This window comes from Paenibacillus sp. NRS-1760, from assembly GCF_050467785.1.
Classification (GTDB): domain Bacteria; phylum Bacillota; class Bacilli; order Paenibacillales; family Paenibacillaceae; genus Pristimantibacillus.
Genome location: NZ_JBITPK010000011.1, coordinates 286,421 through 298,331 on the forward strand (window position 1 = coordinate 286,421; position 11,911 = coordinate 298,331).

The following is an 11,911-nucleotide window of genomic DNA, read 5'->3' on the forward strand; positions in this document are numbered from 1 at the left end:
GCTTTTTAGCAAATTTTCAATATGAGTTTTATGACAATTGTAAAAAAGTTAATGACCCAGACATGCCATCTGCTTTATAATTTGAACAGAATAGCTAACGGGGAGAGAGCAAAATGGACAACATCATTTCAACATTGCTGCTGCTGTACAGCTTGCTCACTGGAAGCGGAGAGCATAACACCGCAGTGAAGCAGCTAGCAATTGCATACTTAAATTCCGCAGCTGGCCAAACCATCATTGATCCGGATGCAGCTGCAAATGGAGGCGAACTCTCAGGGAAAAATCACGATGGACTCATCATAAAAGACCCGCAGCCTGAAACACCGCCGATCAAAGGAATCTATGTAACTGCTCACAGCGCAGGCGGTGCGCGCATGGAATCACTTTTAAAGCTGCTTGACGACACGGACCTCAATAGCATGGTAATCGATATTAAAGATGACAACGGCTACATTACATATCCTACTACAACACCCGAACTGCTAGAGGTTGGCGCTTCGAAGAAGTATATCCGAGATATCAATGAACTTATGCTTACTTTAAAAAAACATAATATTTATCCGATAGCCAGAATTGTAGTCTTCAAGGATACGGTGCTTGCGCGAAAGCAGCCTGAGCTGTCTTTCCTCCAGCAAGACGGAACGATATGGAAAAACAATCGCGGTGAGAGCTTCGTAAATCCTTATCGCAAAGAAGTATGGGATTATAATATTGCTGTCGCCAAGGAAGCAGCAAAGCTTGGCTTTAAGGAAATCCAATTTGACTATGTTCGGTTCCCAGAGGGCTTTGATAACAAATCAGATACACTAACCTTCAGCAAGGCTGATCAGAGCCGCGTGGACACAGTCGCTGGATTTGTCAAATATGCTAGAGAACAGCTGCAGCCGCTCGGTGTTAGGGTTTCGGTAGATATATTTGGTTATGCGGCATCCGTACCGACAGCCGAAGGCATTGGCCAAGATTTTGTGAAAATTTCAAATGATGTGCATGTCATTTCACCTATGGTTTATCCCAGTCACTATAGTACAGGATGGTTTAAACAAAAGGATCCTGACAAAAGCCCATATGAGACTATAAAAGGCGCCATGCTCGATACGCATAAGAAGCTTGATCCGGGTACGGAGGTTAAACCGATTATTCGCCCGTGGATTCAAGATTTCACTGCAAGCTGGTTAGGCGCTGGTCATTTTGTGAAGTATGGCAAAACGGAAGTCGAAGCTCAGATTAGAGCTTTGAAAGAAACTGGCATCAAGGAGTTTCTGCTATGGAATGCCGGAAACAAATACACTCCTAACGTAGATTATAATTAGCTTAAATCATATTTAAACTCAAAAAAGTCCACCTTCGCTTATTAAGCGGCGGTGGACTTTTTTTATATTTATTTTTATTGGGACAAACGAAGTGCCAGCTCGTACATATCCGTGTCAAATGGTTTCTTCGTATTGACAACAAGATCAATATCAGTCGTTACGAGCTCGCCTTTAACAACGCCGCAGCCTTTGCCTGAATCGCCAGCCATTAGCTGTCTAACGGCAAAGTCACCAAGACGGCTTGCTAGAATACGATCGATTGCCGTCGGCGTACCGCCGCGTTGAATATGTCCAAGTACAGTTACACGCGGCTCAATTCCGCTATTAGCAGTAATCTGTCTTGCTACCTCTTCACCTTTGCCCGCACCTTCTGCTACAACAATAATTGAATGACGCTTGCCTTTGGCAAAATTCGTCTTCATACGCTCTGCAACCTCAGTCAGTTCAAAAGGAACCTCTGGTACAAGAATCGTCTCCGCACCGCTTGCTAGACCAGCATGCAGAGCGATATCGCCGCAATGACGTCCCATAACTTCAACGACGGATGAACGCTCATGCGATGACATCGTGTCGCGAATTTTGTTAATCGCATCTACTACGATGCTAACCGCGGTATCAAAGCCTATTGTAATATCCGTGAACGGAATATCGTTATCAATCGTTCCTGGAAGTCCCATCGTTTTGATGCCCAGCTTGCTTAGCTTATTAGCGCCATGATAAGAGCCGTCGCCGCCAATAACGACCAAACCGTCGATACCTCTAGCACGAAGCACTTCGGCACCGCGCTGTTGGCCTTCAGGTGTCATAAACTCCTTGCATCTAGCTGTTTGCAAAATTGTACCGCCGCGTTGAATAATATCGCCAACGCTTCTCAAATCCATTTGTCTAAGGTCGTCATTGATAAGCCCTTGGTAACCCCTTTGCACTCCATATACATCCAAACCGTGATATAGTGCACTCCTTACAACAGCACGAACGGCTGCGTTCATTCCTTGCGAATCTCCTCCGCTTGTCAATACTGCGATTGATTTGACTGCAGACATGGTCATTCCTCCACATTTTTTATTTATAGTTAAGCCTGTTGTTTCCGAATCCAGATGCTGTTAATAAGGAAAAACAGACGCGTAAGCGGGCTGTTCTTCATTAGCCTCCTAGAAACATTTCTGACATCCGCCTGGTGGCGAACCTTCGGGTCTGACAAATATAAGGCTAAGAGCCCTTCAATAATCAAACGATGAAAACGAGAAGCAGGAAGCTGCTTCACATCCTCACGCGCTCGGTTCACAATCGTACCGAGACGCTCAACAAGCAGACTGTCATTATCATAATAATTGCAAAAATTAAGGTCTCCGCCTACTTGATCCTCTTCTTGATCGATTAAATAATCGAGCAGGATATGAAGTCCGCAAACATGCGGAAAATAAATATTTTTGATCGCTGCAGCGTCCTGCGTGGATAAGCATGGCTCGCTTGCGGCTAAAAACAACATAAACATGCCCAGCGTCGAACCTGATGCCGCAGCAAATTCATTCCATTTCAGGTTTGGATAGTTCCCTCGATGCTGCTCCCACCATGCAAACAAATGCTCCTCGCGCAATTCCTTGCGTATATGCTTGTACACCTGCAAATCGCCATATAAAGTGACTAGCTCGACCACATGCTGTTGAACACTCCCATAGGAAGGCAATTGCGCGACATGGATCTGACAAGTTCGCACCAGATGATGCAAATAACCCCCATCATCTTTTTCATCGCGAAATGCATAATAATCCTGAAGCTGAGCTTCGGGATTGACGGCATCGAGCATCGATTGATGCAATAATCGAAAATCATTCGGATCAAGAGAGGTGCTGCGATCACATAGATTATCCAAATAGTCGCTAATGGTCTGCAGCGCAACAATTAACGGTATGAGCACATGTCTGTGCTCTAAGTTCGCCGCTGCATAAACTCCGCCGCCTTGGCAATGAAACTTCTTGCTATCCATACTGCTAAGAGCTTGTGTTCGCAGCTCAGCATCTGGTATTCGCAGTGCAAATACGCGATGTTGCTCGAGCTCTCGCGCCACTTCGGGAAGTACATATTTATATACGCGATGCATGAGCTTTAGTGGGCTCTGGGGCACTCGATGGCCTGTCAAAGTCGTCAATCTCATGATGCACCTCTCCTCAAAATCGTTCATGAATGCCAGCGCGGCTCTAATTGCTGCTCTAGGCGATACCAAATATGAAGGTCGTTTATCCTACTTGCATAATCGGCAATTTCATAGTTTAGTATACAGGATTGCTCAAAGCTATCTTCTTCAAACAGCTTTGCCTGCTTTTCATTGATGAACGCTTCAAACTCTTTCACGCGATCGGGGATCGTCCCACGAATGAGTTCCCACTGCTCTACGATCGCAAGCTGTACAGCTGCTTCATACTGCTCCCATTCCATTTCCAGCACGGGAATACGGATCCGAAGCCGTTCATTCCAGTCAAAACGATAAGCACCCATTGTAAACCTCCGCCTCTAAATGTATCATCTCAGCTCATAATAATCCAGCTTCAAATCTCATTGGTTCGATAACTAATCCATGTTATACTGAGAACCATATTGTTTTTGTAAAGAGATGGAGTGAGCTTTAAAAGATGGACACATCTGAGATTGCGCCAGCAGAGCGCTCTTCGACTGCACGCAAGGAAACACTTTCACTACGAATTTACAGCTTCTCTTCTTATTCTACCGCTGCGATGGTTGTTTCCTTTATCCCGTTATACTTTTTGGATAGAGGTTTCTCTGAGCAGCAAATTGGAATTATTTACTCAACAGGACCGTTCATATCAATCTTTGCGAATATCCTTCTTGGGATAGCCAGCGACAAATTCAGAACGATAAAAAAACTGCTAATGATCCTGTTATTTGGACAGCTTGTTATGATTTCATTGCTTTTCCCTATTGAAAACTTTGCTCTTGTTTGCCTTGTTATGATGGGCTTTTATTTTTTTCAGACACCTATTAATCCATTGAGTGACAGTCTGCTGCTATTATCAAGTCAATACACCGGAACGCCATACGCTTTAATACGCATATTCGGCTCGCTCGGCTTTGCAGTAACGGCTTATACGTTCGGACTTATTCTAAAAGAAATTGGCTCACAGTGGACGCTTCCGCTAGCGCTTTGTACCATAGCCATCACCCTCGCCTTAACGACGAGAATTAGAGACTATCAAGGAAGCGCTCGGAAAATCGATTTTTCTGGATTCTTTAAGCTTATTCGCCAGCGTGATGTCCTATTGTTCTTTTTGATTATTTTGACCATTTCGATCCCGCACCGTATGTATGAGGGATTTCTTGCCGTCACCATGCGCCAAATGGGAGCAAGCGATTCTTTGGTCGGACTCGCATGGCTCGTGTCCGCGATGAGCGAGATTCCGATTTTGTTTCTACTCGGCAAATACGGCCATAAATTTAAGGAGCTGCCGCTGCTTATGATCGCATCTATCATGTATGCTGTCAGACTGTGGCTGCTAAGCGATATTCAAGATCCACGCTGGGTAATTGCTACCCAAGCCATGCACAGCGTTTCGTTCGGCATTTATTTTTCAACTGCGCTGCGTTATTTGTCCCACCTGATTCCCGACGAGTTCCGCGCATCCGGCCAAGCCGTTTATGCCGTGGTCTGGACTGGACTTGCCGGTGTGATCAGCGGCATGTTCGGAGGTTATATTTATGAGCATTTCGGACGCGAGACCTTCTTCCGCATGGGAGCTGCCTTAGCACTGGTTGCAGCGGCTGCCTTCCTTACAAGATATTTTTTCAGTCGTACGAACCGATAACGAGCTCTAGTTCTACCAAGCAATATGACTTCCGTGTCACAAATGAAATCATTTCTTATAGTTAAACAAAGGCTGCTCCAGAAGGCGTATCACCTACGCTTGGAGCAGCCCTTTTTTAAGCAGATACTATTCTACAATTTCAAAATTGGAGTATACATCCTGCACATCGTCGTTGTCTTCAAAAGCATCCATCATCTTAAGCAGCTTCTCCGCATTCTCGCCGTCGACTTTAACAATCGTTTGCGGAAGCCAGCGCACGCCAGCATTTACGAAGGAGTAGCCTTCCTTCTCAAGCGCATTTTTCACCTGCTCGAACTCATGCGGATGTGTCAAAATTTCAAAGCTGTCGTCATTGACGATAACGTCCTCAGCTCCGGCTTCAAGCGAAACCATCATCATCGTATCCTCATCTGTCTCATGGGCTTCACGATCGACAACAAGCAATCCTTTATGGTCGAACATATAACCTACACAGCCGCTCTCACCCATATTGCCGCCACGTTTATTAAACGCAGAACGAACGTCCGCTGCCGTACGATTCCGATTATCCGTCAAGCATTTAACCATAATAGCTACGCCGCCTGGGCCATAACCCTCATACATAATATCATCGTATTCGACGCCATCGCCTGCACCAGCTGCTTTCTTGATCGCACGCTCGATATTATCGTTTGGCATTTGCTCCGCTCTTGCGTTGGCAATCGCTGTTTTCAAACCAAAGTTCGCGTCTGGGTTTGGTCCACCTCTGCGGGCTTGTACATAAATTTCACGTCCAAGCTTGACGAACTTGTTATTTTTAGCCTGATCGGCCTTTCCTTTACGGTCTTTGAACAATTTAAATTTCATTATGCTCGCTCCCCTGACAAAGTTTCCAAGCAACAGTTTATCATTGCAAACAGGTCTTGGTCAATGAAAGCAAGCGCAAACGGCGGTTATTTCACGTTATCTATTGATCTGATTATGGCTTAGAAATTCGTATTGCAAAGATGGTTTAATAGCCCAGCTTCAAAATATATATAAAATGCTTTGATTATTTATAAAAGGCTGACATTAGAATTTAAAAATACTATTAATGGTAATATGTTCATATTAAAAAAGGGCTCCCTGCTTCCAGGGAGCCCTCTCCATTCGCACATTTTCCTATAGTTTAATGACGTTGGCCGCTTGAGCACCGCGGTTACCTTCAGTAATGTCGAATTCAACCGCTTGCCCTTCATCTAAAGATTTGAAGCCATCGCTTTGAATCGCTGAGAAATGCACGAATACGTCTTCTCCGCCCTCTGTTTGGATAAAGCCGTAGCCTTTCTCTGCATTAAACCATTTAACTGTTCCTTTCAATTGAACAACCTCCTAAATATGACCGCCGTTTTATTTGAACGTGCGAGTAAAATTATTATAGCTATCCCATTTCAAAAAAGCAATTAAAGTAAAATTTTCAAATATTGACTAGATCCAGGGATAAACGGAAGGTTGGAGTTTCCAAGCTCTGTGCGCCCTCCGTTAGCAGCTATCATCGCAATCAGGTTATCTAGTTCCGAATAAGGTTCCCAGTTAAGCGAAATAAGCGGATAAATTCGAATTTGACCGCCTGGCTTACAAATACGCATCAGTTCTAGAACAGCCTGCGAATGAAATTCATGACCAAATTGATTCGCATACAAAAACATAAAATGGCTGCACAAAATGAGTGAAAAGCGATTCTCCTTGAAGGGCAGCTCTGGAAGCTTGCCATCTATATAGATTTGTTTATTCTCGTTTCTTAATACATCGGCTTTAAATCGTTCAATGGATGCTTCGCGTCCAGCTCGATGATTCTCAACCGACCCGTAATAGCTCCAGTCAAAATGCTCCTGAATTTTAGCAATCTTAGCTGTTGATGTTTCGATTTCCTCAGCTGCCTCAGAGATCCATTGCTCAATTCCTGCCCCATAGCGCGGATCAACAGCAGTTGCTGAAAAACCTCTCTCGTTTACTTCTGCAGTAAATGACGAACCCCCGGCTGCAACATCAAGAATATCCCCTTTAGCAAGATCCTCCTGCTGTAAATCAAACATCCTTAAATACTCTTCGTAGCTTCTGCAAGTCATAGCGACTCCCATTTGCTCATAGCCCTGTTTACTCATTCTTGCACTCTCCTCTGCTCGTCTCAACTTTTCTCGTTACAGCTATAGCTTCTTCTTGCAGCGTCGTATTGATTACCGCCGCCATAATGGCTATGATGATAAGAATACCATAATTAACTACTATAAGGGTGGAATTTACGCATGTTTAAGAAACACGAAATTTACAAGACCGACAAATACAATATGTTGACGGTTGAAGTTCAAGGCAAAACACTTATTGTTCGGGAAATTTCTGATCAATGGGGCGAGGACACACATACTTTTATTAGTCGCCCTGAGATGCTTCACTGGGCACAGAATCGGTTTCGCGCAGCCGACTTTGTTGGACGCGAAGATGAACTAGCATCCATTATGAGTGCGCTAAAGGAAGTATAAGCCGTCTATTTCTAACCAATCAGCAGGATATTTCACACATCGCGGCGAACATATCGTTACGCATTTGTGCATAGGTAAAATTAGAATGCTGCCTTTTGAGGCCAGCTTACAATCAGGAGGACTTACCTTCAAATGGATGCTACCGCTTCAGTTATTTTCATTATTGCAGCCTTCGCGCTAGGAGCCATCGTTATTTTGAAACGAGATACCTTGCCTCCTGGCATACGCAGAGGTCTTGCACTTGTATCCATTGGATTTATTGCATTTGCGTTTTTTCTGATCGTATATGCTTTTTTCACAATGGGTACAGCTTAGCCGGCAGGCAGCTGAATATTCGTTATCCCGTACGGACATAGTAGAAACAAACTGTGTCCTGAGGTGATAACTGGATGAAATGGCTTCCCCTGCTGCTTGTTTTAAGCCTCGTGCCAGGTGCTTCCGCTACAAATGAGTCCGCGGCACATGCAGAGCATGCTTTACCAACCTTATCCATACCAAGGAGGAATTCGATGAATCACGTACCTAAACGTTCAGAATCGGCACCTGAGACCCGCTGGAAGCTAGAGGATATTTTTGCAAGCCAAGCGGCATGGGACAAGGAATATGCAGAAGCAAAAGGATTAATCAAAAAAATATCCGAATACCAAGGCAAATTAGCCGATGTCGCGCAGCTTAAAGCTTGCTTCGAGCTTGAGGACGAATTGTCACTGCATGTTGAACGGCTTTATGTATATGCAAATATGAAGCATCATGAGGATACGGCTGAACCTACTTATCAGGCTCTATCCGAGAAATCCAAAAAACTAAGTGTGGAATCCGGCGAAGCATTATCATTCATCACACCTGAAGTTCTCAGTCTATCCGATGAGCAGCTTGAGCAATTGATAACGAACGAATCCGTTGCCAAATTCCGCCATGCACTCGAAGAAATGCGTCGCCAGAAAGCTCATATTTTATCCAAAGACGAGGAAGCGCTGCTTGCACAAGTAGGCAATATGAGCTCCGCTCCCGGTACAATCTTCAGCATGCTGAACAATGCAGACCTCAAATTCCCAAAAGTGAAAAACGAAAAAGGCGAATTGGTTGAGCTGACACACGGCAGTTACATACAGTTTCTTGAGAGCAAAAACCAAGACGTACGCCGCGAGGCATTTAAAGCAGTGTACGAAACATACGGCAAGTTAAAAAACACACTTGCTACAACATTGACGGCTAACGTTACCAAAAACAGCTTTTATGCAAAAGCTCGCAAATATGACTCCGTGCTGGATATGTCCCTTTATGGTGACAACATTCCGCAGGAAGTATATACAAACCTTATCAACACCATTCATAAGCATCTGCCGCTGATGCATCGTTATATGGAGCTTCGCAAAAAGCTGCTCGGTTTGGATGAGCTGCATATGTACGACTTGTTCGCACCGCTTGTTGACGAGTTCAAAATGGACATTACGTATGAGGAAGCCAAAAAAACAGTAAAAGAAAGCTTGAAGCCACTGGGCGAGGATTATTTGAAGGTGCTGCAAGAGGGCTTTGATAATGGCTGGATTGATGTGTACGAGAATGAAGGCAAACGCAGCGGTGCTTATAGCTGGGGCGCTTTCGGCACGCATCCGTATGTATTGCTCAATCATAATGACAACTTGAACAGCATGTTCACATTGACGCACGAAATGGGTCATGCTCTGCATTCCCATTATTCGGATACAAATCAGAACTACCGCGACGCACAATATACGATTTTCCTTGCTGAGGTTGCTTCAACATTAAACGAAGCTTTGTTGATGGATTATCTCCTTAACAAATCAACTGATCCAAAAGAAAAAATGTATTTGCTCACTTATTATGCGGATCAGTTCCGTACAACCGTATTCCGTCAAACGATGTTTGCAGAGTTCGAGAAAATCATCCATGAGCGCGCGGAGCAAGGCGATTCGTTAACGCCGCAAGACCTTAGCAAAATCTATTACGATCTTAACGTTCAGTACTACGGCTCAGGTATGGTCGTAGATAAAGACATTGAAATGGAATGGGCTCGTATCCCCCATTTCTATAACAGCTTCTATGTGTACAAATACGCAACGGGCTTCTCAGCTGCAACCAGCTTCTCCAAACAAATTTTGGAGGAAGGCGAGCCTGCGGTTGAGCGTTATCTTGGCTTCCTCAAAAGCGGCGGCAAAGACTTCTCGATTAATATCTTGAAAAAAGCCGGCGTGGATATGTCTTCACCTGAGCCAATTGAGCAAGCAATGAGCGTCTTTGAAGAGCTTATTGGTCAAATGGAGCAATTGACGAAATAACCGAAATACGTAAAGAGACCGTCAAGCCTGCTTGACGGTCTTTTTGCTGTTTATTTTTGAGGAACTGGATTGATTATTTCATTTCCTTCGTATTAACATAAGCCAAATGTTCCCTACCCCAGCCGCACATGCTGTCAAGCACCGAGGTCAGTGTTCTTCCGTGTTCAGAAATGCTGTACTCCACCTTCGGAGGCACTTCTTGATAGATAACACGGGTAATGAGCTCATCCTCTTCGAGCTCGCGAAGCTGCTTCGCAAGCGTGCCTTGCGAGACTTCAGGAATAAGCCGTCTTAGCTCACCAAATCGTTTTGTCCCGTCAATTAATAAAATAAACAATATAAGCGGCTTCCATTTCCCGCCAATCATATGAAGGGTGGTAAGTACACCTTTTAGCCTCGGTTCCTTCAAATCCGTAATCATCGTATCACCTCCACTATCATCATACCGCATGTTATTTGCATGCGCACGTTTGTTCCAGTCATTATATTTTTTTATGATTAGTACGATTTTTCGTACTAAGTACGAACAAAGTGCGTACTTGGCAGTCTTGTTTTTGTCATGAATAATAAACATTAGAAGTGATTTGACTGCAAAAGGAGAATATGATCATGTCTAATTTTTCATTAAAAAATAAACGTATCGTCATTATTGGAGGAAGCTCAGGTATTGGCTTAGCGACTGCAAAACAAGCGATAGGGCAAGGGGCTCAGGTTGTCATTGCCGGCCGGTCCAAAGAAAGATTGGATGCTGCACGGCAGTATTTAGGCCATGAGCATGTTGAAGCCTATGCATTAGATAACAAGAATGAACTGGCGCTTCAGTCTTTTTTCGAGCAGATCGGTCATTTCGACCATTTATTTACACCGGGCGCCTCCTACGTTCGAGGTCCAATTACATCAAGTGCTGAGGTTGCACACAGCTGCTTTAATTCAAAATTTTGGCCGCAGTACAATGCGGTGAAATACGCTGCTCCATTTATTAACTCGAATGGCTCAATCGTGCTCATGTCCGGTGCTTTTGGCCAACGGCCGCTTGCGGGCGGCGCTTCCTATGCTGCCTGCAACGGCGCTATCGAAAGTCTTGGCAAAGCGCTGGCGGTTGAACTTGCTCCTATACGTGTCAACGTCATATCTCCCGGCACCATCCATACGAATTTCAACTGGGAGGGTGCAGAGCAGGAAGTTAGAGACCAATCTTATGATGCCTATGCGAAAATTAATCTGTTAGGCAAAATCGGTCAAGCTGAAGAAGCAGCCCATACTACAATTTATTTAATGACTAATGCGTATACAACTGGAAGCACCCTTTTCCCTGATGGCGGATATATTTTGCGTTAAGCAGGTGTTTTGTAGAGCACTGATAACACCAAAAGATTCCTTAGCAATGGCAAGGAATCTTTTGGTTCTGTAATCTATTCGTATGACTTTGGGCGAACCACTGAAGTGGATGTGTATTCCTCTTTCAAACATAGTTTTGCAATATAGAATAGTTGTCCCATATGTTCAGAATAATGGGCAGCACATTGATGCAGCATATCCAAGTTCGTTCTTTCCCGGTTCCTCACCGTTTGGGTTTGTCCCAATGCTTCATCCGAAATCGTCTGAATCGTATCGATGACCAGCTGCAGCCTATCCTGAATGATCGTTTGCAAGGCTGCCTTCTTTACATATTCAGCTTTAAACTCATTGTCACGGCTTCTCTTATTATCTACATGTAAAATACCTTTCACGATTCTCTCTTCAATATTGCCATCTATGTGATTGATCAACATCGATATGCTGTGACTTGATGAATCAGGCTGCCAATTCAACTGGTCATCATCGAGCTGATCGATCGCCTTCAGCATTCTTTTTCGGATTTCTTCAAATTTAGTGGTTAACCACTCCCGATTAAAACTGTCGTTCATATGAGTCCCTCCTTGTATTTCTGGCGCTGTAAGCACATATTTGTGCTTATTGCGCGTGTTTGAGGTTATTCTTACGCT

At 44.2% G+C, this 11,911-nt stretch carries 14 protein-coding genes; 6 read left to right on the forward strand and 8 right to left on the reverse strand.

All coding sequences use genetic code 11. The features are described from left to right. The first annotated feature begins 113 nt into the window (after positions 1-113). Positions 114-1,310 carry a putative glycoside hydrolase gene (locus tag ACIFSR_RS15180; protein WP_339203534.1) on the forward strand — a complete coding sequence of 399 codons (1,197 nt, stop codon included), beginning with the start codon at positions 114-116 and terminating at the stop codon, positions 1,308-1,310. Positions 1,311-1,384: 74 nt separating this feature from the next. Here the strand turns inward: ACIFSR_RS15180 and pfkA are convergent, their stop codons facing one another. The 3 genes from pfkA to ACIFSR_RS15195 are packed head-to-tail and all read right to left on the reverse strand — an operon-like array spanning position 1,385 to position 3,806. Then, on the reverse strand, positions 1,385-2,353 hold the full coding sequence (gene pfkA / locus ACIFSR_RS15185) for a 6-phosphofructokinase (protein ID WP_076266824.1): 969 nt from the start codon (positions 2,351-2,353) through the stop codon (positions 1,385-1,387). Between the two features lie 29 nt (positions 2,354-2,382). After that, the gene (locus ACIFSR_RS15190) at positions 2,383-3,465 is read right to left on the reverse strand and encodes a tetraprenyl-beta-curcumene synthase family protein (RefSeq protein WP_430058044.1); all 1,083 of its coding nucleotides are present in this window, start codon (positions 3,463-3,465) and stop codon (positions 2,383-2,385) included. A gap of 23 nt (positions 3,466-3,488) precedes the next feature. Then, a complete protein-coding gene (locus tag ACIFSR_RS15195) occupies positions 3,489-3,806 on the reverse strand; it encodes a hypothetical protein (RefSeq protein ID WP_339203538.1) in 318 nt (105 codons plus the stop codon). A 134-nt stretch (positions 3,807-3,940) separates the two neighbouring features. Between ACIFSR_RS15195 and ACIFSR_RS15200 the strand changes: the two genes are divergently transcribed. Next, positions 3,941-5,128: an MFS transporter gene (locus ACIFSR_RS15200; protein WP_083681702.1), complete on the forward strand. Its 1,188-nt coding sequence runs from the start codon at positions 3,941-3,943 to the stop codon at positions 5,126-5,128. A 126-nt stretch (positions 5,129-5,254) separates the two neighbouring features. On the opposite strand, the gene ACIFSR_RS15205 is transcribed toward ACIFSR_RS15200, so the two are convergent. The 3 genes from ACIFSR_RS15205 to ACIFSR_RS15215 all read right to left on the reverse strand — a co-directional run bounded on the left by ACIFSR_RS15205 (position 5,255) and on the right by ACIFSR_RS15215 (position 7,251). Further along, positions 5,255-5,974: a YebC/PmpR family DNA-binding transcriptional regulator gene (locus tag ACIFSR_RS15205; RefSeq protein ID WP_339203539.1), complete on the reverse strand. Its 720-nt coding sequence runs from the start codon at positions 5,972-5,974 to the stop codon at positions 5,255-5,257. Between the two features lie 294 nt (positions 5,975-6,268). Further along, positions 6,269-6,466, reverse strand: a complete 198-nt coding sequence (locus ACIFSR_RS15210; protein ID WP_054024152.1) for a cold shock domain-containing protein — start codon at positions 6,464-6,466, stop codon at positions 6,269-6,271. A gap of 83 nt (positions 6,467-6,549) precedes the next feature. Then, positions 6,550-7,251 (reverse strand): class I SAM-dependent methyltransferase, encoded by a 702-nt coding sequence (locus ACIFSR_RS15215; protein ID WP_430058047.1) that lies wholly within the window; start codon positions 7,249-7,251, stop codon positions 6,550-6,552. Positions 7,252-7,392: 141 nt separating this feature from the next. Here ACIFSR_RS15215 and ACIFSR_RS15220 point away from each other — a divergent pair, with 141 nt between their 5' ends. From ACIFSR_RS15220 to pepF, 3 genes are all read left to right on the forward strand, one after another. Further along, positions 7,393-7,626: a hypothetical protein gene (locus ACIFSR_RS15220; RefSeq protein WP_076266819.1), complete on the forward strand. Its 234-nt coding sequence runs from the start codon at positions 7,393-7,395 to the stop codon at positions 7,624-7,626. Positions 7,627-7,758: 132 nt separating this feature from the next. Further along, entirely contained in the window at positions 7,759-7,941 is a 183-nt protein-coding gene (locus ACIFSR_RS15225; RefSeq protein WP_339203541.1) for a hypothetical protein, read from the forward strand. A 194-nt stretch (positions 7,942-8,135) separates the two neighbouring features. Next, on the forward strand, positions 8,136-9,926 hold the full coding sequence (gene pepF, locus ACIFSR_RS15230; protein WP_339203542.1) for an oligoendopeptidase F: 1,791 nt from the start codon (positions 8,136-8,138) through the stop codon (positions 9,924-9,926). Positions 9,927-9,999: 73 nt separating this feature from the next. Here pepF and ACIFSR_RS15235 read toward each other — a convergent pair whose 3' ends face one another. Beyond that, the gene (locus ACIFSR_RS15235; protein WP_430058049.1) at positions 10,000-10,347 is read right to left on the reverse strand and encodes a winged helix-turn-helix transcriptional regulator; all 348 of its coding nucleotides are present in this window, start codon (positions 10,345-10,347) and stop codon (positions 10,000-10,002) included. 188 nt (positions 10,348-10,535) lie between these two features. Between ACIFSR_RS15235 and ACIFSR_RS15240 the strand changes: the two genes are divergently transcribed. After that, positions 10,536-11,264, forward strand: a complete 729-nt coding sequence (locus tag ACIFSR_RS15240) for an SDR family oxidoreductase (RefSeq protein ID WP_430058051.1) — start codon at positions 10,536-10,538, stop codon at positions 11,262-11,264. 74 nt (positions 11,265-11,338) lie between these two features. Here the strand turns inward: ACIFSR_RS15240 and ACIFSR_RS15245 are convergent, their stop codons facing one another. Further along, entirely contained in the window at positions 11,339-11,833 is a 495-nt protein-coding gene (locus tag ACIFSR_RS15245) for a DinB family protein (RefSeq protein ID WP_430058052.1), read from the reverse strand. Positions 11,834-11,911 lie beyond the last annotated feature (78 nt).